The organism is Pantoea hericii (genome assembly GCF_014155795.1).
GTDB classification, from domain to species: Bacteria; Pseudomonadota; Gammaproteobacteria; order Enterobacterales; family Enterobacteriaceae; genus Pantoea; species Pantoea eucalypti.
Map to the genome: position 1 here is coordinate 1 of NZ_SCKV01000001.1, position 22,185 is coordinate 22,185.

The 22,185-nt window shown below is 50.8% G+C and carries 27 protein-coding genes; 8 read left to right on the forward strand and 19 right to left on the reverse strand.

What is annotated here, in order from left to right:
- Window positions 1-182: 182 nt before the first annotated feature.
- The 10 genes from H7K52_RS00005 to H7K52_RS00050 form a co-directional block, all read right to left on the reverse strand.
- A complete protein-coding gene (locus H7K52_RS00005) occupies window positions 183-1,259 on the reverse strand; it encodes an acyltransferase family protein (protein WP_008926847.1) in 1,077 nt (358 codons plus the stop codon).
- 462 nt (window positions 1,260-1,721) lie between these two features.
- Window positions 1,722-2,474, reverse strand: coding sequence for an L-cystine ABC transporter ATP-binding protein TcyN (tcyN, locus tag H7K52_RS00010; protein WP_003854542.1), 753 nt, complete (start codon window positions 2,472-2,474; stop codon window positions 1,722-1,724).
- Complete coding sequence (gene tcyL, locus H7K52_RS00015) at window positions 2,471-3,139, reverse strand: cystine ABC transporter permease (RefSeq protein ID WP_003854540.1); 669 nt, start codon at window positions 3,137-3,139, stop codon at window positions 2,471-2,473. The genes tcyN and tcyL overlap by 4 nt, the downstream gene beginning before the upstream one ends.
- On the reverse strand, window positions 3,139-3,939 hold the full coding sequence (tcyJ, locus tag H7K52_RS00020; RefSeq protein ID WP_033743520.1) for a cystine ABC transporter substrate-binding protein: 801 nt from the start codon (window positions 3,937-3,939) through the stop codon (window positions 3,139-3,141). The genes tcyL and tcyJ overlap by 1 nt, the downstream gene beginning before the upstream one ends.
- 113 nt (window positions 3,940-4,052) lie before the next feature.
- Window positions 4,053-5,039: a D-cysteine desulfhydrase gene (locus tag H7K52_RS00025; protein WP_008926850.1), complete on the reverse strand. Its 987-nt coding sequence runs from the start codon at window positions 5,037-5,039 to the stop codon at window positions 4,053-4,055.
- Window positions 5,040-5,256: 217 nt separating this feature from the next.
- The gene (gene fliZ, locus H7K52_RS00030; protein WP_008926851.1) at window positions 5,257-5,760 is read right to left on the reverse strand and encodes a flagella biosynthesis regulatory protein FliZ; all 504 of its coding nucleotides are present in this window, start codon (window positions 5,758-5,760) and stop codon (window positions 5,257-5,259) included.
- A gap of 50 nt (window positions 5,761-5,810) precedes the next feature.
- Window positions 5,811-6,533, reverse strand: coding sequence for an RNA polymerase sigma factor FliA (locus H7K52_RS00035; protein ID WP_003854529.1), 723 nt, complete (start codon window positions 6,531-6,533; stop codon window positions 5,811-5,813).
- 143 nt (window positions 6,534-6,676) lie between these two features.
- Complete coding sequence (locus H7K52_RS00040; RefSeq protein ID WP_182629474.1) at window positions 6,677-7,645, reverse strand: HNH endonuclease signature motif containing protein; 969 nt, start codon at window positions 7,643-7,645, stop codon at window positions 6,677-6,679.
- Window positions 7,646-7,928: 283 nt separating this feature from the next.
- Complete coding sequence (fliB, locus tag H7K52_RS00045; protein ID WP_182629475.1) at window positions 7,929-9,131, reverse strand: flagellin lysine-N-methylase; 1,203 nt, start codon at window positions 9,129-9,131, stop codon at window positions 7,929-7,931.
- 159 nt (window positions 9,132-9,290) lie between these two features.
- Complete coding sequence (locus H7K52_RS00050) at window positions 9,291-10,601, reverse strand: FliC/FljB family flagellin (RefSeq protein ID WP_039659994.1); 1,311 nt, start codon at window positions 10,599-10,601, stop codon at window positions 9,291-9,293.
- 336 nt (window positions 10,602-10,937) lie between these two features.
- Here H7K52_RS00050 and fliD point away from each other — a divergent pair, with 336 nt between their 5' ends.
- The 4 genes from fliD to amyA all read left to right on the forward strand — a co-directional run bounded on the left by fliD (window position 10,938) and on the right by amyA (window position 14,720).
- Window positions 10,938-12,356 carry a flagellar filament capping protein FliD gene (gene fliD / locus H7K52_RS00055; protein WP_039659992.1) on the forward strand — a complete coding sequence of 473 codons (1,419 nt, stop codon included), beginning with the start codon at window positions 10,938-10,940 and terminating at the stop codon, window positions 12,354-12,356.
- Window positions 12,357-12,364: 8 nt separating this feature from the next.
- Window positions 12,365-12,772 (forward strand): flagellar export chaperone FliS, encoded by a 408-nt coding sequence (gene fliS, locus H7K52_RS00060; RefSeq protein ID WP_039659990.1) that lies wholly within the window; start codon window positions 12,365-12,367, stop codon window positions 12,770-12,772.
- Entirely contained in the window at window positions 12,772-13,137 is a 366-nt protein-coding gene (gene fliT / locus H7K52_RS00065) for a flagella biosynthesis regulatory protein FliT (protein WP_039659989.1), read from the forward strand. Before fliS ends, fliT begins: the two co-directional genes overlap by 1 nt.
- Window positions 13,138-13,238: 101 nt before the next feature.
- Window positions 13,239-14,720, forward strand: a complete 1,482-nt coding sequence (amyA, locus tag H7K52_RS00070; protein WP_182629476.1) for an alpha-amylase — start codon at window positions 13,239-13,241, stop codon at window positions 14,718-14,720.
- Between the two features lie 104 nt (window positions 14,721-14,824).
- Here the strand turns inward: amyA and yedD are convergent, their stop codons facing one another.
- Window positions 14,825-15,298, reverse strand: coding sequence for a lipoprotein YedD (yedD, locus tag H7K52_RS00075; RefSeq protein ID WP_182629477.1), 474 nt, complete (start codon window positions 15,296-15,298; stop codon window positions 14,825-14,827).
- A 253-nt stretch (window positions 15,299-15,551) separates the two neighbouring features.
- On the opposite strand from yedD, the gene H7K52_RS00080 reads away from it, so the two are divergent.
- Window positions 15,552-15,875 carry a DUF6388 family protein gene (locus H7K52_RS00080; protein WP_008926858.1) on the forward strand — a complete coding sequence of 108 codons (324 nt, stop codon included), beginning with the start codon at window positions 15,552-15,554 and terminating at the stop codon, window positions 15,873-15,875.
- A gap of 196 nt (window positions 15,876-16,071) precedes the next feature.
- Here H7K52_RS00080 and iraP read toward each other — a convergent pair whose 3' ends face one another.
- Window positions 16,072-16,371 carry an anti-adapter protein IraP gene (iraP, locus tag H7K52_RS00085; protein ID WP_003854510.1) on the reverse strand — a complete coding sequence of 100 codons (300 nt, stop codon included), beginning with the start codon at window positions 16,369-16,371 and terminating at the stop codon, window positions 16,072-16,074.
- A gap of 175 nt (window positions 16,372-16,546) precedes the next feature.
- Between iraP and H7K52_RS00090 the strand changes: the two genes are divergently transcribed.
- Entirely contained in the window at window positions 16,547-16,786 is a 240-nt protein-coding gene (locus H7K52_RS00090; RefSeq protein ID WP_003854508.1) for a DinI-like family protein, read from the forward strand.
- A gap of 38 nt (window positions 16,787-16,824) precedes the next feature.
- On the opposite strand, the gene H7K52_RS00095 is transcribed toward H7K52_RS00090, so the two are convergent.
- From H7K52_RS00095 to H7K52_RS00105, 3 genes are all read right to left on the reverse strand, one after another.
- Window positions 16,825-17,091, reverse strand: coding sequence for a hypothetical protein (locus tag H7K52_RS00095; protein ID WP_003854505.1), 267 nt, complete (start codon window positions 17,089-17,091; stop codon window positions 16,825-16,827).
- A 151-nt stretch (window positions 17,092-17,242) separates the two neighbouring features.
- On the reverse strand, window positions 17,243-17,584 hold the full coding sequence (locus H7K52_RS00100; RefSeq protein ID WP_182629478.1) for a hypothetical protein: 342 nt from the start codon (window positions 17,582-17,584) through the stop codon (window positions 17,243-17,245).
- On the reverse strand, window positions 17,571-17,954 hold the full coding sequence (locus H7K52_RS00105) for a hypothetical protein (protein ID WP_008926860.1): 384 nt from the start codon (window positions 17,952-17,954) through the stop codon (window positions 17,571-17,573). The genes H7K52_RS00100 and H7K52_RS00105 overlap by 14 nt, the downstream gene beginning before the upstream one ends.
- Window positions 17,955-18,090: 136 nt before the next feature.
- On the opposite strand from H7K52_RS00105, the gene H7K52_RS00110 reads away from it, so the two are divergent.
- Complete coding sequence (locus H7K52_RS00110; protein WP_008926861.1) at window positions 18,091-18,723, forward strand: helix-turn-helix domain-containing protein; 633 nt, start codon at window positions 18,091-18,093, stop codon at window positions 18,721-18,723.
- A 64-nt stretch (window positions 18,724-18,787) separates the two neighbouring features.
- Here the strand turns inward: H7K52_RS00110 and H7K52_RS00115 are convergent, their stop codons facing one another.
- Window positions 18,788-19,036 (reverse strand): hypothetical protein, encoded by a 249-nt coding sequence (locus H7K52_RS00115; protein ID WP_039659986.1) that lies wholly within the window; start codon window positions 19,034-19,036, stop codon window positions 18,788-18,790.
- A 317-nt stretch (window positions 19,037-19,353) separates the two neighbouring features.
- Here H7K52_RS00115 and H7K52_RS00120 point away from each other — a divergent pair, with 317 nt between their 5' ends.
- Entirely contained in the window at window positions 19,354-19,554 is a 201-nt protein-coding gene (locus tag H7K52_RS00120; RefSeq protein ID WP_003854493.1) for a hypothetical protein, read from the forward strand.
- 38 nt (window positions 19,555-19,592) lie between these two features.
- Here the strand turns inward: H7K52_RS00120 and H7K52_RS00125 are convergent, their stop codons facing one another.
- From H7K52_RS00125 to fliE, 3 genes are all read right to left on the reverse strand, one after another.
- Window positions 19,593-20,480, reverse strand: a complete 888-nt coding sequence (locus tag H7K52_RS00125; protein WP_182629701.1) for a glycosyltransferase family 17 protein — start codon at window positions 20,478-20,480, stop codon at window positions 19,593-19,595.
- Between the two features lie 682 nt (window positions 20,481-21,162).
- Window positions 21,163-21,441, reverse strand: coding sequence for a hypothetical protein (locus tag H7K52_RS00130; protein WP_259400556.1), 279 nt, complete (start codon window positions 21,439-21,441; stop codon window positions 21,163-21,165).
- Between the two features lie 277 nt (window positions 21,442-21,718).
- Entirely contained in the window at window positions 21,719-22,030 is a 312-nt protein-coding gene (gene fliE / locus H7K52_RS00135) for a flagellar hook-basal body complex protein FliE (RefSeq protein ID WP_003854485.1), read from the reverse strand.
- Window positions 22,031-22,185: the final 155 nt, after the last annotated feature.

The following is a 22,185-nucleotide window of genomic DNA, read 5'->3' on the forward strand; positions in this document are numbered from 1 at the left end:
CGCAGGCTGCCGGACGCCGGGATTGTTAAGGGGCGGGCGTACGCCCCTTAACGCGTCCGCCTGAACGGGCAACCTGAAACTCCCCACCGCCTGGCGGGCGTAACCCGCTCAGTGTCAGCCCGCTGCAAAGCTGCCCGCTTCCAGGTGGAAGCTACCGCGCAGCCTGCTGCAAGGCGCAAACCTCACCCCCTCCCATGCGCCCGCTTAACCAGTGTCGGAAATACAAACAGCGACTGCCCCACGCCGCGATTGGTCAGCGACCAGATAGCCACTGAGCAGAGCGAACACAGACCGACTATCGCCACCGGATAGAAGCAAGCCCAGAGAAACGAAAACCACGCCTGCTCAAACAGATGATGACGCTGCGCGAACAGAATCGCAGACATACCAAAGAACTCGATGAAGATACGATGGATAACGTAAATCTGCAGTGTATTGCGGCCAACCCAGTTGAGATAGCGCATGCTGAAATGCTGATTCAGCCAGCGGCACGCGGCAATACTGAACAACACAGCCAGTACGCACAGGAACAGACTCTTATCCAGACCGAAAATCACATGAATCCCCGCGACCGCTGCCAGTAGCGCCCAGGGCATCAGATTCTCGCGCCGCCACTCACTCAGGCGCAGCATGGTCTGACTCCAGAACGCACCTAACAGGAAGAACAGGAAATATTGGGCCAGACTCTGGGGACCCCAGAACGGAATCACTTTTTCCACCGCGAGGTAATTCAGCAGGATCGCCACCAATACCAGGGCCAGCTTATATTGACGAAAAACTTTGGCACAGAGGAAATAGAGCCCCAGCCCATACAAATACCATGACGTACTCATGGCCATAAAGGTCAGTTTCAGGAACTCGAATAGTGAACCCGCATAGGCGGCATTGAGATTCTGGGAAATGCGCTGGCCGGTAATTTCAGTAGAGATGCCTATGATGGACCACCACTGAATAAAGCCCCATAGAATATAGAGATAAAAGAGATTGGTAATACGACTGGTAAACACCTGTTTCCAGGGCCGGTTAATAATGCCATTCGTCGCCAGCAATCCTGAAACAAAGAAAAAGGCAGGCATACGCAGCGGCGACAATACCGTATTAAACTGTATCCATATTTCGGCAGGAATCCATCCGGCAGTGAGATATTTCATGGTTCCTTCAAAGCCGGGTAAAACCGTGTGGTACAGGACCACCAGCAATATGCAGGCGCCCTTAAGGGTATCTACCCATAATATCTGGTCTGACTTAGTCTGGCTCATTCAATGACTCCTGCTGTGTAGGTCAGAATGCTGGAATGTAAAAGCGAGGAAAGCAGTTTTGCTTTTATGGTTATCCAGCGATTATTCGCCATTGAGCCGAAGTTGAATGTAGCGAAACTCTTAAAAGCCGTGGAGTGGCCCTGCTGCTACAGTTATTTACCTGACCGAACGTTTCCTTACACTTATTAATTGATGAAGCGATACGCTTATTACCGCCACCTCACTCAAAGAAAACGATAATATTCCCTGATGATCGCTAAAATACAAATAAGAGAAAGTGGCATCAGTAAAAGCCATTTAATATCCGATGAAAAGAAAAGATTTGTCAGATGTGCCAAAAGGTTTAACGGCTAAATAAATAGTTATGATATTGCGCCGCACACTCAGGAAAAAGCAGTCCATTGCTGCGTTAAAACAGGCGTACGGGAGGGATAAAACTGCCTTCCGGAGAAGGCAGTGGAATTACTGATTAAGGAATTTATCGAGGAACTGACGGGTTCGCGGCTGCTGAGGGTTACTGAACAACGCTTTCGCGTCGCCCTGCTCGACAATACGTCCCTGGTCCATAAAAATGGCGCGGTCCGCAACGTCGCGGGCAAAACTCATCTCATGCGTGACGATAACCATGGTACGTTTCTCCTCGGCCAGGGCACGAATGGTGCTGAGCACTTCGCCTACCAGCTCCGGGTCCAGCGCAGAGGTCGGCTCGTCGAACAGAATGACTTCCGGCCGCATCGCCAGTGCACGCGCAATTGCCACGCGCTGCTGCTGTCCTCCTGACAGACGGCGCGGATAGCTCTCCTCCTTACCATTCAGCCCGACCTTCTCCAGCAGAGTGCGGGCACGGGCTATTGCATCCGCTTTCGGCTCGCCTTTAACAATGACCGGCCCTTCAATAATGTTCTCCATCACGGAACGGTGCGGAAACAGATTGAAGTTCTGGAAGACAAAGCCGACCTGCTGACGCAAACGACGCACCTGCTCTTTCTGCTTGCTCTGCGCCAGCGCGGCATCGACAGTAATCTCCCCGACGCGGATGGTGCCGCTATCCGGCACTTCCAGCAGATTAATACTGCGCAGCAGCGTGGTTTTACCTGAGCCGCTGGGGCCGATAATCGCCACCACTTCACCAGCGGCAACATCAAGGTCGATGTCGTGGAGCACCGTCTGGCCGTTAAACGATTTCACCAGCTTTCTGACTTCAATGGCGCTCATTTCGACTCCGAATCCTGACGATTAACATGCTGTTCCAGCCGGTTCTGCAACGCAGACAACACCGTTGCCATCACCCAGTAGATTAGCGAGGCCGCCAGATACATGGTGAAGACTTCCAGCGTGCGTGAGGTGATCAACTGCGCCTGACGGAACAGTTCCGGCACCTGAATGGTCGCTGCCAGCGAGGTATCTTTCACCAGACTGATAAAGCTGTTGCCCAGCGGTGGCAACGCGGTGCGCGCTGCCTGCGGCAGAATGACCCGGCGCAGCGTTTGCCAGCGCGTCATGCCGATACTGGCCGCCGCTTCCCACTGACCGCGTTCAATCGATGAAATCGCGCCGCGCAGTGACTCTGAGGCGTAAGCGGCGGTATTCAGGGAAAGACCAATCATCGCAGAGGGGATCGGATCCAGTTCAATGCCAAACTGCGGCAGGCCGTAATAGATCATAAAAAGCTGGGCGATTAACGGCGTGCCACGGAAAATCGAGACATAGATCCGCGCCAGCCAGCGAACCGGCCAGAAGCGTGACAGACGCATCAGCGCCAGAATAAAGCCCAGCAGCAGACCAAAGAACATCCCGCCGATGCTGAGCTGCAGCGTAAACAGCGCGCCCTTTAATAAAAAAGGTGCTGAATCCAGCACCAGTTGAAGACTTTCCTGCATTATTTCGTCACATCCGCGCCAAACCATTTCTGAGACAGCTTGCTCAGCGAGCCATCTTTCTGCATATCAGCAATAGCCTGGTTGACCGCTTTCAGCAGATCGTCGTTACCTTTACGCATCGCCACGCCCGATTCCTGACGGGAGAACGCATCGCCCGCGACGGCCATGGTGTCACCGGTTTTCTTCACCAGATCCAGCGCGGCCAGACGGTCAACCAGAATCGCATTCAGACGGCCAGAACGCAGATCCTGATATTTGGTCGGGTCATCATCATAGGTACGGATGTCCACGCCCTTCACATTCTCGCGCAGCCACTGCTCGTAGTTAGTGCCCAGACCCACGCCCACTTTCTTACCGGCCAGATCAGCCGGTTTGGTGATGGTGCTGGCGTTGGCTTTCATGGTCAGTGCCTGAATACCGGAGACTGTGTATGGCGTAGAGAAGTCATACTTCTTCTTGCGCTCATCAGAGATAGTGACCTGGTTGATCACCACATCTATGCGCTTCGCGTCGAGTGACGCCAGCATGCCATCCCACTTGGTGGGTTTAAGGCTCGCTTTGACGCCCATGTGCTGCGCCAGCTGTTCCGCGAATTCCACTTCAAAACCGGTCAGCTTGCCCTTTTCATCCTGAAAGCTGAATGGCGGATAAGTGCCTTCCAGCCCCACCAGCAGCGTGCCGCGCTCTTTAATTTTGTTCAGCAGGTTTTCCGCTGCAAAGGTTTTAACGTTGACGCCTGCAATCAGCGCCACAGCCATAACGCCCATCACCATCTGACGACCTGCACGAGAAAAGGACATATTCACCCCATTATTGACAGTATTGTGTGTGTGTTCTTATAAGGGCAGCACCGCGTATCGCTGCCTGTTCAAAATGATAACGCACGGAGTATAAACTGTTTTATTCGCTTGTCTCAGACTGAAGGATGATAAGCAAATAACGCCGGTGCCCCGCCCGTATGAATAAACAGCAACGGACCTTCACGACGGAAACGATTCTGGCTGATGCCATCCAGCAGTCCGGCCATCGCCTTGCCGGTGTAAACCGGATCCAGCAGGATCCCTTCCAGCTGCGCCAGCAGTTTTACCGCCGCCATACCTTCATCATTCGGCTCGCCGTAGCGTGGCGCAAAATAGTCATCCCACAGGGTGATAGATGCCTTAACCTGTACTTCCAGCTTCTCTGCCAGCGACTGACGCAGCCGCTCAACCAGCGGCAGCTGCGCGTCAACCTGACGTGAAACGGTGACGCCCACCAGCTCGGTTTCCGGCAGCAGATGCTCCAGTCCTACCGCCAGTCCGGCATGGGTGCCAGCACTACCGGAAGCAACGATCACGGCGGCGAAATCAACCACGCCTTCGCTCTGATGCGCGATCTCCTGTGCACACTCCACATAGCCTAGTGCACCCAGCGCATTTGAGCCGCCGACCGGCACGATGTAAGGACGAAAGCCCTGGGCTTCCAGCCGGGTTGCCTCTTCAGCCAGCTGTTCGGTGGGATTGTGCAGCGCATCCACCATGATCACTTCAGCATCCATCAGATCCAGTAACAGACGGTTGCCGTTGCTCAGGTAGTTTTCAGCGTGTGTACCGATCGGGTTTTCCAGCAGCGCTACGCACTTCAGGCCAAGCCGGGCAGCGACTGCCGCCGTCTGACGCACATGGTTGGACTGAATAGCGCCCGCAGTCAGTAACACATCGGCACCTTCACGCAGGGCATCGGCCGCCAGAAATTCCAGCTTGCGCAGCTTGTTGCCACCCATCGCGACAGGCGTGAAGTCATCGCGTTTGATGAAAATATCGCGCCCCAGATAATCAGAAAGCCGTGGCAGATGTTCTAACGGCGTCGGTGCGCCCAGCAGTTCAAGACGAGGAAATTGGTGTAACAAATGCAAAGACAATGCGGCCTCCGTTTGGGCACGGGAATTATCCTTACAGTGTTGCAGAAGATGCGAAAAGGATCACCCTGATTCAGGTGTCAGCAGATGCGGTGTGACGGAAGTGCAGGGAAAAAACCAGGAGGAAGAAGCGCCGTGCTCCCCCGCCCCTTTTTCCCGGCTGGCGGGAAAAGAGGATTGTGCCACAGGCACGCGGGGGAACAATCGGTGCAGATCAGGCTTACGCCTGCTGCCAGCCTAAGAACTGATCGTACTTGCGCAGCGCAATGCGGTAATTGTTATTACCGGCATCGGGCAAATCGCTTTCCAGACACTGATGCCAGCTATTTCCTTTAAGCTTTTCAGCCGGGAAATTTTTGGCTTTCAGCATCTCATCCAGTCGACGGAGACGCACCACATACTCACGAATCGTGCTCGGGCTCATCTCTGTCTGTTCAAACAGATACTGTTTAAACGCCATAATGTCGAAGTAATTAGGATGGGTATTGCAAAAAATATCACTACAAAAACGACAAAGCGCGGTCAGCTCGGGCTGAAGTTTCAGCCACAGCTGTTCATCAATCATCTGGTCCATCCGAGCGATGGCCTCTTTATTGATGATCTGGCCACGAAAAACGAGCGCCATTCGATCTAATACCTTGCCACAGTGTGAACAATTGCTCTGGCTGTGTTTATAGTCTTTAAGATAACGACTTAACGGTCTGGCTTTGGTCTTGGCTCCCATTACTGAGTCCCCGGTTTCTTATAATTTTGAATCGCCAGGAACTGATACTGCTAGCGCGCTCCCGCAAGTCGGGCCCGCAGGCGTTTAATCGCCTGACTGTGCAGCTGGCTGACACGGGATTCACCCACATCAAGCACCGCACCAATCTCTTTCAGGTTCAGTTCTTCCTGGTAGTACAGTGTCAGCACCATCTTTTCACGATCGGGTAACGCTTCGATCGCTTCAATGACGCGCTCACGCAGACTCCCTTCAAGCAACTGGTGAAGTGGATTGGCTTCTTCATGGCCTTCCGTCACCAGCTCCGCGCTGTCGCCGTGCTCTTCCCGATACTCGTCGTAGGAGAAAAGTTGACTGTTGTTGGTGTCCAGCAGGATCTGCCGGTACTCCTCCATTGAAACGTTCAGCTGCTGCGCGACTTCCTGCTCGGAAGCAGAACGCCCCAGCGACTGTTCAACTCTGTGCATTGCGCCAGCCACCTCACGTGCGTTACGACGCACGCTGCGTGGTGCCCAGTCCCGACTGCGAAGCTCATCGAGCATTGCGCCACGAATACGCTGCACGGCGTAGGTGGTAAAGGCTGTACCCTGAAGCGCGTCGTAGCGCTCTACGGCATTTAACAGCCCTATCCCACCTGCCTGCAGCAAGTCGTCAAGCTCAACACTTGCCGGCAGGCGAACCTGCAGACGCAACGCTTCATGACGCACCAGCGGCACGTAGCGCTGCCAGAGCGAATGCTTGTCCATCACGCCTTCGGCGGTATAGAAATCGTTCACGTTGACTACCCTGCGTTAATGAAGTTATCGGCATGATTATGCAATTCTGTAGCGTTTTCGATTGACTGAATAGGCGGGGTAAAACGAGGCTATTTCATTTTGTAACGTCAGAGTGCAGATCCTTCTGCACTCATCAGGGAAAATTAACGACGGGCGCGAAGCCGTTGCCGCGTGGCGGGTGGTACGGCGGCCCACAGGCTGCAGACGCGACCATCCAGCTCCTGATACCAGGGCGCGATATGCTGCCGCGCCTCCTCGCCAGGGTGCACCTGAATCTCTCCCGACTCACCATTTATGCTAATCAGTCGGTTAATAAACAATCGCTGTAAATCGCTGCGTAAAAACAGGCCATTATCGATGCTGTTATCGGCCAGAACGCCGTCATCGCCTTCCTGCGTATCGATATGGCAGGCTTCCACCCACGGCCAGTTATGCCGGTCGGTCAGCTCGGTGCCGGTCATCACACAGGCGCCGTAGCGCGCTTTGACACCGGCGCTGAATTCCGCCTGACTGGCGCGTTGCAGCACCCGCGCTTTAACCTGACGCCCCACTTCCGTCCCCGGCATCACCGCCACAGGGACTTTGTGCTGCGGCGTACTCAGCACCACGATGAACTGAATGCGCTGCGACTGCGGAAAGCAGGGATCGGCCTGCGGACTGAAGAGCTGCCAGTAAGCATCATCATCATCCTGATGCATCAGCACCAGTTTATAGCCACGACTGTTCAACAGGTTTTGTGCCGTGGCGGATTGCGGATCGATCATCGCGAAAACCTGGCTGCTGCCCATCACTTTCCACAGGTTTTCGCGCTTCTCGTTCTCGCTGCGACGGAAATAGAGGAAAGAGAGATTCTGCTTCAGGTAGTGCTCAAAGCGACGCAGGTAATTTTTTCGCTCGTTGTCATGGGAGATGAACAGCAGGTCCTCCAGCGGACTGTTACTCTCCTCCTGTGCAAACACCGCACGAATTTTTAGCGTACGCAGGCCCGTTGAGGGACTGAGTAACGCGCGGGCTGTCAGCTCTTTCTCATCAGGGTATTGCAAAGCATAACGCCGGGCGATCTCGTCGAAGGTCAGCCGCTCGCCCGGTAACAGGTCGTAATTGAAGCGCATAGACACTCCACAAAGTGAAAATCAAAATTGATGTTGTTCTGTAGAGAGTTATCGGCAGGCGTGGGGGGAACTGTAACTGACTGAGTGAATCCGGGGATGAGAAAAGCACTCTGTACCTTATGGTCAGAGAACGCGTTAGCGGTATGCTGCCTGATATCACGTATAAGCGCCCCGGAAAGGCTGGTATGAATAATTGCCAGCATTCCGGAGCGCACTCTTCATGACACGACGATGCCAGACCATGACTGGCAGGGAGATATGGCCGATACCATTTAAAACATCGTTATCTCAGCAGGTAAATCAGCGACAGATCGTCATTGACTTTAACCTTATCAATCTCTTCCAGGAACGCTATTACCGACTGCGGAGTATGTTTTGTTATTGAGTGGTAGCTGTAGATGATATTAATCATATCCTCTTCGTTAACAGTTCCAGTCAGCTCAACATTGGCTGCGATTAGTGACTTAAGCAGGAACCATTCTGCCGTCAGAAGATACAAACTCAGTAACGGGCTGCGCGTTTCGTCATTAGGAAAAAACTCATCATAAATGCGGTACTGAATATAGTTACTCATTATCCATGGGCGCTCAGTAAGCCACGGCATGACCTGATTCTGCCAGACGCTGTCCAGTCGGATCATAGACTGACTGACGTCATCGGTTTTAGCCCCTTCAGCCTGAATGTAGATAAGCTTATTGACGTAGTGATTCAGAGTGGAAAAGGCGCGTTTATCTTTCCTGGTGCCTAACCATGACTGCATTCGTAAAAGTAATGACCATTGCAGATTATAGTCGGGCCTGATATCGGCCAGTTGCTGCCTGATTTCGCCCTGAGCCAGGTTGTTGAGCACGTCACAAAAATGATTCTCCATCTGTTCCAGCCAATCCTCGCCCTGGCTGACTCTTTCAGCGCCCAGCAAGAAAGTGGCCAGCGCGTAAAAAGCTTCATCCAGCTTCTCGCCGCTTAGTTTAACCAGATTGAGACACATCAGATTCAGCAGCTTCTTTTGCTGATTGAGCTCTTTGGCTTTGTTAGCTTCAGCCTGTGGTCTGAGGGCCTGCGCAAAGAGCATCGCATCCGGTGCCGCTAATAACTGACGAGTCGCCTCCGGGCAGGAGAGCGCCAGGGTTTTTTGCTGCTCAGTTTTAAAAAATCGGGACTTTCTGGGATAGCTGGCGCAGGTGTCACTCAGAGCGGAGGCGCCCAGGCTGGCGTGTACTTTGCACAATCGGGCTTCATCCATAAAGCCACAGTTGCCCGCTGCGTTAAGTTTCATGACACCCCAACTAGCAAAACTTTTTCGGGTGATATCAATGTTCTCAACAGCCAGGTTCTTTATTTCAATGACAGAGGATTTTAAATAGCGATTAACTGTAGGTTTATCAAGGGTGACATCCCAGCCCTGACAGCAGTGATCACGACACGCACTGCCAATACATTTAAAGGCGCTGACAAAAAGCGGTTCGACGACAACAATATTTTTCATTATTTATCTGCTCTGCAAAGGCACATTGAGAATGCGATTACTGACCAATATAAATGAATATGGAGAGGTTGATTGACTGAGAAACAGTGAAAAAATGGGCTAATCGTACGCATAAAAAAACCCCACCGAAGCGGGGTTTTGAATGGGGTCAGAAGGCGATTAGCCCTGCAGCAGAGACAGAACCTGCTGTGGAACCTGGTTAGCTTTAGCCAACACTGAGTTACCAGCCTGCTGTACGATCTGCGCTTTAGACATGTTTGAAACTTCAGTAGCGTAGTCAGCATCCTGAATACGAGACTGTGCTGCAGACAGGTTAGTGGTGGTGTTGTTCAGGTTAGTTACCGCTGAGTTCAGACGGTTCTGTACTGCACCCAGGCTTGAACGGAAGGTATCGACAGATGCGATAGCTTTGTCCAGCATTGCCAGTGGATCTGCAGACGCTGCACCAGCGAACTGAGCCGTTGGGGTAGCAGTTGACAGTTCAACAGTAACTTTGTTGTCCGTACCAGTTTTGGTGTTGTCATCAGTCAGAGCAGTACCAGCAGTTGTTGCGTAGTTTTTGCCCTGGAAGGTCACATAACCCTGAGCTGCGCCAGTTGAATCTGTACCCACTTTGATCAGCTGATTAGCCTGAGTCGCTGCGGTGGTTAAACCATTGTCGGTATCGGTATACGCAACATCAGCCTTGTTCAGAGTCACTGCACCAGTGGTGTGGTTGATAGAAGCTGCGTAGAAATCGCTGCCGCTCTGTACAACGAACTGTGCTGATGCTGTGCCATCTGCTTTCAGGGTGTTGTGCAGGCTCAGGCTTGATGCATCAACAGTTGAACCGGTAGCGGTGCTCAGTGAAGTGGCAGCAGCTGACAGGTCAACTGCAACAGGTGCAGTTGCAGCAGCACCAGTAATCTGAGTGATAGAATCGCTAACTTTCAGTGAGTTGCCTGCAACTGAGAAGCCGGCCAGACCCAGAGTAGAAGAGTCAATCTTCTTCAGGTCGATGTCGATAGTCTGACCATCGTTAGCGCCAACCTGGATAGACATTTTACCGTCTTTAGCCAGCACGTTCACGCCGTTGAACTGAGTCTGACCCGATACGCGGTCAATTTCGCTCAGACGGGATTTGATTTCGTCCTGGATTGAGGTTTTGTCAGAATCAGAGTTAGTACCGTTCTGAGCCTGTACAGTCAGTTCACGAACACGCTGTAAGTTGTTGTTGATTTCTGACAGTGCGCCTTCAGTAGTCTGCGCAGCAGAGATACCGTCGTTAGCGTTACGGGCAGCCTGAGTCAGGCCCTTGATGTTAGAGGTGAAACGGTTGGCAATTGCCTGACCAGCAGCGTCATCTTTCGCGCTGTTGATACGTAAACCAGAAGACAGACGCTCCATTGAAGTAGACAGAGCTGACTGGTTCTTGTTGATGTTGTTCTGAGTGATCAGCGAGAGGCTGTTGGTATTAATGACTTGGGCCATGATGAATTTTCCTGTTAATCAAGTCTTTCGGTTAAGGTGTGGGCTTCAACCCGCCGGCTTCAGCGCCGTCAAAGTTGTTATCGTCTGCCGTTTAACAACCTTTAGAATTTTTTTAGTACCAGGCGAATTTTTCTGCTTCAACCTGTCACGTTTTAAGTTATCGCCACCCGTCCGAACTTCTTTAGACTTAATTCATTAATTTTCTAGCCGCTGAATTACCCTTCTCTATAGTGCTTATTTACCTCATTACCCTAAGGCAAATACCCTTAAACTTTCCTTATTCAAGGCCGATAACCCAGGTATCAATTTCTCTGTCGACCTTATAAAGGAATTAACATGGCTAGTATAAGCAACCTTGGTGTGGGCTCCGGCCTGCCACTCAGTACCATGCTTGACAGTTTGACCACCGCTGAAAAAGCTGCACTTACACCTATATCTACCCAGCAGTCGGCTTATACGGCCAAACTCAGTGCCTATGCCTCCCTGAAAAGTTCACTGACGACGTTCCAGACCGCGAACACTAAGCTGAACAGTGCAGATCTGTTTACCGCCACCACCGCAAGCAGCAGCTCGACGGCGTTTAGCGCGACCACCTCTGGCAGTACAGTGGCCGGAAAATATTCTATCAGCGTCACACAGCTGGCGCAGGCGCAGGTCCTGACCTCTTCGGTGCAGAGCAGCAACACTGCTGCACTGGGCGACAGCTCTGTGGCCAGCCGCAGCATCGCGATTACCTTAAAAGATGGCACCAGCAAAAGCATAACGCTCTCCAGCGATCAGACCTCGCTGACTGGCATGCGTGATGCGATTAATGGTGCGAATGCAGGCATCACCGCCAGCATCATAAAGGTGTCAGACGGCAGCTTCCGTCTCTCTATGAGCGCCAATAAAACCGGTAGCGATAATGCGGTAGCAAAGATTGCGGTCACCGGCGACAGCACGCTGCAGGGGATTGTGGGTTTTGACGCATCCGCCAGTAGCAATGTGATGACAGAAAGCGTTAAAGCACAGAATGCCGAGCTCACAGTCAACAACGTTGCGATTGAGAACAGTAGCAACCAGATCAGTGATGCACTGGAAGGCATTACCTTAAATCTGACCGCGACGACGGTTGGCGATCAGTCACTGACGATTACCAAAGATACCTCAAAAGCGTCCAGCGCAATCAGCGGCTGGGTAAGTGCTTATAATACGTTACTGGATCAGTTCAATACCCTGACCAAATACACCAAGGTTGATACGAACAGTGGTTCCCAGGACGCCAGTAATGGTGCCCTGCTCGGTGACAGCACATTGCGCACGATTGAAACGCAGCTGAAAAGCATGCTGACCAACGCGCAAAGCTCCTCTTCCTACAAATCGCTGGGTCAGATTGGCATCACCACCGATCCTCAGACCGGTTCATTGGTCATTGATACGACGAAGGTCAGTGCAGCGCTGGATAAAGATGCCGCTGGTGTGAAAGAGATGATCGTGGGTGACGGTAAAACCACCGGTATTACCACCAAAATCGCAACCAACATCACGGGCTGGTTATCGACCAAGGGGATTGTTCAGGCGGCCACCGATGGCGTCAGCAAGACACTGAATACCTTAACTGCGCTCTATAACACCACCAGCGATCGTATTGATGCGGATATCGCACGCTATAAAACACAGTTTACTCAGCTTGATCTGGCCATCAGTAAACTCAACTCGACCAGTACGTATCTGACGCAGCAGTTCGATACGTCAAGTTCTTCAAGTAAATCCTAGGAGTGACCATGTACAGCGCTACAGGCACCAAAGCCTATGCAAAAATTGGCGTAGAAAGCGCCGTCATGAGCGCCACCCAGCAGCAGCTGGTGGGTATGCTGTTCGACGGCGCACTGAGCGCGTTAATCCGCGCCCGCTTGTTTATGCAGGATGGCAATATTGAAGGCAAAGGCAGTTCTATCTCCAAAGCCATCAATATCATTGAAGCAGGCCTGAAAGAGGGCCTGCTTGAAAACAGTGGTGATGAACTGGCAGACAATCTGCTGGATCTTTACAACTACATGACCCGTCGCCTGCTGCATGCCAACCTGCACAATGATGTTGCAGCGGTCGAGGAGGTCGAAGGCCTGCTGCGCAATATTGCGGACGCGTGGAAAGAAGTAGTTCAATCTCACCTGATTCAGGACGCCGTTTAATGACCACTGCACCGCATCTGATTACCGTTTACCAACAGTTACTCGATCTCAGCCAGGGAATGCTGCGTCATGCAGTACAGGGCGAATGGGATGAATTGATCAGCAGGGAGATGGAGTATGTCAGTGCGGTGCAGAACTTAGCCCAATCGACAGAAGCTGTGTCGCCTTCATCGCAGACGCAGGAGCAGTTACGCCCGGTGCTGCGTCGTATACTGGATAACGAAAGCGAAGTAAAACGTCTGCTGCAGGCGCGGATGGATGAGCTGGCCTCGCTGGTAGGTCAGAACACCCGTCAGAAATCGGTCATGTCTGCCTACAGTAGTCAGGGCGGCCTAGTTATGGTGCCGCGCGAAACGCTCTCCTGATCCCCTTCTCTGCTACGCCGCCAGATTTATTTCTCTGCGCGGCGTCTCTTTTCTGCCGCTTACTCCATACTTGATTCTCATCATCCCCTGGAGTGTGGTACATGCAAAACCCAACGTTATTACAGTTTTTCCATTGGTATTACCCGGATGGCAGCAAACTGTGGCCTGAGGTCGCCGATCGTGCAGCCTGGCTCAGCGAAATTGGAATCAGTATGGTGTGGTTACCGCCCTGCTACAAAGGGGGTTCAGGCGGCTATTCAGTCGGTTACGACAGTTACGATTTGTTCGACTTGGGGGAATTTGATCAAAAAGGCGGTGTTGCCACCAAATATGGCGACAAAACGCAATTACTGGCGGCAGCAGAAGCCCTGCGCAGCCACAACGTTGGGGTACTGCTGGATGTGGTGCTGAACCACAAAATGGGCGCTGATGAGAAAGAGGCGATCAGTGTTAACCGCGTCAACCCGGATAACCGTGATGAAATCTACGAAGAGGTTGTCGAGTGCGAAGCCTGGACGAAATTCACCTTTCCGGCCCGTGCCGGGGAATATTCTAAGTTTGTCTGGGATCACAAGTGCTTTAGCGGCGTAGACCACATTGAGAATCCGGACGAAAACGGCGTGTTTAAAATCATCAATGACTATACCGCCGAAGGCTGGAACGATCAGGTCGATAACGAACTGGGTAACTTCGACTATCTGATGGGTGCCAACATCGATTTCCGTAACAATGCGGTCCGGGAAGAGCTGAAATACTGGGCGCGCTGGGTGATGGAACAGGTGCCCTGCACCGGCTTTCGTCTGGATGCGGTAAAACATATTCCGGCCTGGTTTTACAAAGAGTGGATCGAGCATATTCAGGAGGTCGCTGAGGAGCCGATGTTCATCGTCGCAGAATACTGGTCGTTTGAAACTGAGAAGCTGCAGGAGTATGTGCATCAGGTGGAAGGCAAAACCATGCTGTTCGATGCGCCACTGCACATGAACTTCCATCAGGCCTCAACAGCGGGCAGCGCCTACGATATGAGCCAGATTTTTGCCAACTCGCTGGTCGTGGCTGATCCATGGCATGCCGTAACGATCGTGGCTAACCACGACACCCAGCCGCTTCAGTCGCTGGAAGCGCCGGTTGAAGCCTGGTTTAAACCGCTGGCCTATGCACTGATCCTGCTGCGTGAACAGGGCGTACCGACCATTTTCTATCCCGATCTGTTTGGGGCGACCTATGAAGATGAAGGCGGCGACGGCGAGAAACACAAAATTGAAATGCCGGTGATCCCGGAACTGGAAGGGTTAATCCGGGCGCGCCAGCAATATGGCTGGGGCGTACAGACCGACTATTTTGATCATCCTAACTGCGTGGCATTCAGCCGCAGCGGCACCGAAACGCAGCCAGGCTGTGTGGTGATCATGTCAAATGGCGATGCAGGTGAGAAAAGCGTGCCGATGGGTGAAGGTTTTGCCGGTAAGGTCTGGCGCGATCACCTGGGCAACCGTGAAGAGACAATTACCGCCGACGAGCATGGCACAGCAGTCTTTGCCTGTAACGGTGGCAGCGTCAGCGTCTGGGTCATCGCAGAATAAGTTAGCAACAAAATAAGGGATGCAGTAAAAACGAAAACCGCCCCGGCAGACAAGTGCGTTAACGGCACTCTGCCTGTTGGGGCGGTTTTGCTATGGATCGACTGTTATGACTTCGCGTTATTCTCGGTAATCGCCGTGCGCAGCAGTTGCGGTTCGATGTTCTGAATCACGGCGGTTTTTGGCTGCTTTGCCACTTCTTCCAGTGCCTGCTGGCACTCTACTGTCGGACGCGCCACTTTGCGCAGGGTCATCCTGTCGTAGCTCAGCTCGCCATTATCGACCACCAGCGGCATCACCCGCATTTTACGTGTTACATTCACATAATCGCCATTTAATCGGGTCAGTTTGCCCGGCTTCGCGATCACCCGCATCCACTGACGGCAATCCAGCGTGCTGCCATCGGCATTAATGATCAGACTGGCTATCGCCTTGTCGCTGATCAGGCTGCTCTGTGGGCCGACGGTTTGCCAGGTCCCCTGCAGATCAGCAGGTGCCGGTGTCTGCACCGCATTTTCATAATCGTTGATTTGCGCACAACCACTCAATGCCAGCGCGGCAATCAGCATCCACTTTTTCATGTTTAATCCCTAAGATCACGTCAATGGCGGCTACGTTATAATTTTTCCACCGCGTTACGCAAGATATCTGGATGTTAAGAGGCCACGCAGACGATGATTGCGGCGGAACGAAACCCGTAGTGAGGTCTGCATAAAGCATTTTAACCGGAAAATTGTTGGCGAAGCAGGTTCATCTCTTATCTTTGCCACGCCTGACAAGCAGGAGACAACCCGCTACACTGACGCGCTGCAATAGACTTTCAGGAATATGAATATGAAAACGCCAGAAGCTTACTATGCCCAGGCACGCGAGATGTTTTTTACCGCGCATCCAGACTTTCAATCCGCACTTGACGAATTAACTGAAAGCGATGCCCGCGCCGCCAACCTGTCATTGCGCCAATTGCGCGAATGGCATGCCGAACGTATCTATGCGGCCTTTTTGCGCCAGAAGAATCTGGATGGAATGATCTTCTCCATTCAGCTCGCTGAGCCAGATAAAGCGGTGGCGGCTGAAGCGATCGAGACTTATCTCAAATCTCACGCTGAATCATTGGGTATGAGCTGGGAAGAGTTTTGCATTAAAAACGAACTTTAATACGCGCTGCAGAGAAGAGGCCGGTAAAGCACAACGCCTGCCAGCATGAAAGTAGCTGAAGAATGTGTACCCGGTTAAGAGAGTAGTCACTTTTCCGCAGGACTCGGATCATGACCATCCCTGAACGACGCCTGCGCCTGCACTGCCTCTGAAGATGTTGATAAATATCCATCTCCAGAGGCGAATTTTTCCTGCCCTACTCTCTCTCTTCCGTCGCTTTACCCTTCACTTCAACATAACTTGCCACAGCCAGCAGACGATTAATGTGCGTCAGCAGCAGATCAACATCCGATTGCAGAAACCCGGTCGACGATTGCGAAGCGGTAATGATGGCATCCTGCACCGTTTCTGAAATGGTCAGCGAGTTGTCCTGTTTCGCCTGCACCAGCAGCGCTGCAACCAGCAGGGACTGCGCTTCAAGCTGCGCCGTCAACTCTTTTGCATCGACATCCATCTTTGCCAGTTTTAGCAGAATATCTATTACCAGTTGTCGCATCGCGGACCTCCTGAAAAGTAAGCCGTCATTATGTCGTGATGCGTGCGCATTTTTCCAGTTGAAGATCGTGTTTTACACGACATAAAAATTTACGCGAAATCACGCGCCATGCCTTGCCACTGTTTTTATTTACAGTATTATATGTCAGCGATTTTGCCCTGAATGGATTGCCATCATGTTTGTTGAGTTGATTTATGACAAGCGCAACGTTGCCGGTTTACCGGGTGCCCGCGAGATGATTCGTGAGGAGCTGGAAAAGCGGGTGCATCGGGTGTTTCCTGACATTGAAGTTAAGGTCAAGCCGATGGAACGTAACGCGATTGATACTGATTTGAGTAAGAACGATAAAGCGACGGTTGCGCGGATTGTTGAAGAGATGTTCGACGAAGCGGAGATGTGGCTGGTGGCCGATTAATCCTTTAACGGCCACCGCATCAGTTAGCGGGAGATGACTTAGCTCTCCTGCTCGCTGTGATTAATTTCAATCTCGATGTCCTGAATGGCGGCATCCAAATCTTCCAACAGCTTGCCCTGCTTATTCAGCAATGCATCGATTCGGTCGGCGTTCGTCTTATCTTTGTATTCACCGGCGTCAAACGCTAACCAATGGCTGGACAGCGTTTCGGTGTTGGTCTGCGCATAGTGGCGCATCTCTTTTAGCTGAGACGTCACATCACGCAGATAGTCAGTTTTGGTCTTGGTTTCTGTTGAATCGCTCATGCTAAATTTCCTTCTGGTCAGTTATCCAAAGTGGTTAGGCTTAGCGGTTCATCGACCGGCCAATCATCGGGCCTGCATTCAGGTACAAAATGTTGCCCGGAGATTTAAAACTAGTCGATAATAGCGAAGCCGCACTAAGAATAATCGGAAGTTACGGTGTCTGGCCCGGTTTTGCGGACGTCTGGTTGTCTTCAGAAACGACCTCTTTCACTCTACTCAGTGTTTTATCAGCGGTACGATCCGGTATCACATCAAGCTTATGTTGTAATGCTGTGACCTTTTCCGTCAGCACCTCGACCCTTTCATCACGTAGTGCCGCTATTGCCCGGTAATCCGCCCTAATCTCCTCGACTCGTTTGTTTGCGGTATTACTGACATAAAGAAAAATAATCGTCATCAGGATGCAAATCATCGAACAACTGAGAAGAATGCAGCCGAGGATAACTTTACGCCTGTATGATATTGGAGCCCTGGTATTATCAATCATTGCCATTGCTGCGATCCTCCAGAGTTGAGATAAGCCGATCAACTTCATTACGAAATTTGTCGTTTTGATCGGTTTCGGTCATTGCTAGCAAAATCCCTACCGCATTCTTGATTAACCGAAGATCGGTTTCGAGTGTCGAGATTCGCCGCAAATTCCTGTCGTGCCGTTCGCGTAATTCATCGTTTTCCTCCCGTATCAGCAGGTTGCTCTCTTTCAGCAACACCACCTGCTCTTTGTAGCTGGTAATAATTTCGCCGCCCGCTCGGTTACTGGTTACGATTGACGCGATACCCGCCAATAACGGTTTCCAGAACAGTGCTGCTGCGCCTCCACCCAGAACTAACGCTCCCATACTGGTAATCAGACTACTTTCCATGCCATACCCCTTTTTCCGGTTAGGTCGCTGGAACATATTGCGTGCTGAAAAGCCACGTCCTCCGCTTGAAATTTAATTTTACTTAAATACCATGCTTAAGTATACTTAAATCACTTTCAACCAATATGTCAAGCTTATGAAAAACGAAACGCTGGGTGACCGAATCCGCCTCCGACGGAAATCACTGCAATTAACGCAGAAGCAATTGGCACAACAGGTAAAAGTGTCCCATGTAGCGATTTCGCAATGGGAAAAAGAGGAGACGCTTCCGCGCGGTGAGAATCTGCTACGGCTCGCCGAAGCGCTGGGTTGTGCCCCGGCTTTTCTGATAGATGGGGATGGCCCTGTTTTCAGCGAAAGTGCTTATGGCGGTCTTCACCAGATTCCGCTGCTTAATCAGCGTGATGTGACACGATGGCTGACGGATGACAGTTCAGTCAGACACGAATTGCTGATGCACAACGATATGGCGCTTTCACAACAGAGCTTTGCCTTTCGTGTAGAAGAACAGGCAATGATGCCCGCGATTGTGCGGGATGATGTGGTGATCATCGATCCGCAAGTTTCACCCCAGCCTGGCGATAGCGTGCTGGCATTACAGCAGCAGATTGCTCTGATCCGTACCTGGCGGCAACGTAGTAGTGAAGGTGGCGTTACGCAGTTTGAGCTGGCCCCCATTAACATCAACTTTCCTGAATTGCATTCCAGTCGGGAGAACCTGAAGCTAATTGGTACGGTGGTGGAACTGCGCCGCTACCGGCAGTCATAAAAAAACCCGCCAATGCGGGTTAATTTTTTATCGTACAACAGTGCACAGCGTCCGGGTCTGGTAACTACAGGGCGTCGGTGAGTTGATCCACGACCACATTGCCCTGCAGATCGGTCTGCATAATGCGGTAGTTCACTGGCCATGAGCGGCGGGTACTGAGTTTATCGAACAGTGTGACACCGCCTTTTTTAACGCCCTGACGATTAACGATAATCCACTCGGTCACCTCTTCCTGACCACGATTTCTCAGGCTTAGGGAGCGTTGTTCAATTAACTGATCTTCTGCTTCAATCTTTAAATGGTCTCGTAACATATTTTCTATCTCCTGGTAACGGAGGCCACTATATGCTTTTCATTAATCAGTTCAATCGAATTTATTTATCGATGTTTTTATCGACCTGGAATGTGACCTGTCGCAAGCGATATGGCAAGTTTGTCCATTTCTGCATCAGGCATTTCCCGTTAGCATTGAGCTGCTGTACACCAAAACATCAAAAGATAACATGTTCAGTATGAGAGAAACTCCGATTAGCCCGCTTCTGGCGGGCTTTTTTTTGCCTTTAATTCCATGCTAATGCGGGATCTCAGGGCTGGTCTAGACTTAAACGACTGGGACAACAGGAGTGAATTATGTTTAAGCACAATACGAATGAAGAACGTAAGAAAGAAGGTGATGTCAGCAAAGGCCTGCCCGAAGCAGCACCTAACGCCGGTAATGCGTATGAGGAAGATGATCATCCCGCCACCGATGCACCAAAAGACCATGGTGAAGTGCCGCGGAAAAATGATGACAGTCAGGATGATAAAAAAGATCCCTACAAAGCAACCTGAAGGACGAGAGGCGCGCCCGGTGGGCGCGCTGGTCAGCATCAGGATTTAATAAAATCAGTCAGCTGATGCTGATGTGTAACCAGCCACTCAGGAAAATGTTCAGCGGTAATCGGCAATATTTCCATTCTTCTTGGGCGATTCCAGATATCAATGTTGTTCTCAACGCAGCGCCGGATATGATCCGGGTTATTGAATTCAGGACAGTTATGTTCGGTATGTGAAATCGACGCCATTTTTTCACTTATGCGTTCATCGCTCATCACCCATGAAAAATGCCATCCTCCATCCTTAATGACTTTCGTTCGCAAGCCGAGCCATTTCCAGCGCCACCAGCTGTCGCGTATGGGTGTTCCACGGCGCTTAACGTTGCGCAGTAATTCCGGTTGTCCCATGAAAAAGGTTCGTAATGTTTTAAACGTCACCATTTTTGCCAGTGTGGCACAACGCGGTGTACCGTCATTGTTCAATACACGTACATTATATTTAAAATTGAAATATTGCTGGTGCAATGTTGTACAGAGGTGACGATGGCTAAAGGCTTTAATCGCTTCAGGTCGGGGAATTTCATCGACGTCTGACACAATAATAATATCATCATCCTGCGCGCCAGCCAGACCTTGCATAATCTGATTCCGTGCAGTGGATTCATTCTCCCAGGGATCGGTCTCGCCCGCCTTAACCAGAGAGCTATTCGACTGAAAGGCGTGCTGATAAAATACTGGCGCAATATCGTTGACGACATAAATAATTTTATCGCGAAAACGGTCGAATTTCTCAATGTCAAAATTAAGCTTGCATCGGCGTTTACCCGTAAAGGTATAAAGCGATTCAACAATGACAAACCGGTCAACAACATGCTCAAGCGTGTTCAGACGCATTTCAAGCAAAACATCTTCATCGTAGTATAAAAAACAGTCATAAATCATAGTCATCAGAGGCACTTAAGTAGAAAATTTTCATCAGGACAATGGTGTTAATGGCACTTAACAAACGTCGGCATACCTTTTTATAAGGCTGATTTATATGCGTCTGATAGATGCGGTATTTAACTGCGTTAAACTTTCCGTGTTTATTGTAAGCTGGCTAACAATGTAACAGTAGAATAAATTATTGTTGCAGCTAAAAGATATACGATGCTTTATTTATCAGGCCGGATGTTACATTTACTTAGCGACGCTAGCAATATTAAGCGCAAATTTTTGATTGAAAATCAGCGGAACAACTGAGTTCCCGATGTTAGTTGTCGACAAAATAACGCTTATGATTTAGCAGATGAAGAAGATCATTATTGCTCTGAGCCTGACACTGCTGGCGGACATGGATAGTGAACGGGTTGGGCTGCGCCTGTATACGAAAACGGCTTATTTTGATGGTCTTGCCTTACCGGAGTGGCACAGGACCGGAGATTCAATCTGGAGCAGGATAATCCGCTACTTACTGGTTAAAAGCGGTTTAACATGGTGCAGGATAATGAAACAGTAGCCTGGGTTGAAAGGACAAAGTTAAGTCATCATCAAACCAGTGCGACATTTTACTATGACCCAAAAGCACCAGGTGTCATCACTCCATAGTTGCGATAATCACGGGCATTTGCAGTAATAACTCAACTTACTTAGCTGGCTCGCAATCATAGTCACCCCGAATGCGGATCTGACTCTGACTGGAGCGGACGATTTCTGCCCTTAACAACCCTTTGCCATCGCGGTTCGTCTGCTCCATATCCACCATTCCCGGCGCTTTGCTATTTTTGACCCGGATTTTCACCGTTGCGTTGCTGTAGTCACCCTTCTCTCTGGCAAACGTCACTTTCTGGGTTTTTGCCCGTTCACCATTAACTGAAAACCAGCCACTCTTATCCTGCTTAAGGTAAAAGGGTCCGCACTGCATGGCGGCAATGCCGGGAGCTGATAGGCTAATCAACGATGCGATAAGGATAATTATTTTTAGCACTGTGCTGGCGTCCTGCTGATGGGCGATGAGTCGATAGCGCCGAAAAGTGAGGTGCCCGGTGCGTAACGACTAATAATGAACAGTATAGCCAATGACGCCTGCATTGACGTCAGTACAGGGTCATAGGCTTAGCAAAAGGACTGACATTATTGCTGACATTCAAGTCTGCTTATCTTAAGGCAAACAGAAAGATTTAATGCGCAGGTCAGTATAACTAAACCTGCATATTCATGATTTCGCTGTACGCCGACACCAGTTTGTTCCTGACCTGAATTCCCATCTGCATTGAGATTGACGATTTCTGCAGATCGACCATCACATCATTCAATGCGATGCCGGGTTTCCCCATTTCAAAATCCTGCGCCTGGGTGCGTGCGGTAGTCTGCGTCTCGCTGATCTTATCCAGCGCCGCTTTCATGGTCGCGCCGAAATCGATCTGATTGGGTGCTTCACTGCTGCGATTACTGGCCTGCAGTGAGGTCGCCTGTAGCTGCTGCAGTACGCCGTCAATTGCCTGAATGGACATGAACGATACCTTTTAAAGAGGGTGACATTTTTGATGTGAGCAAAAGTTAGCACGTTGTCAATGAGACAAAGCCGCTAAATAACATCAAAAACCCTACCTTATCCAGCCATCGAATTTTGCTTATCACCTAATAATGCCTGGCATTGAAGTGGAAA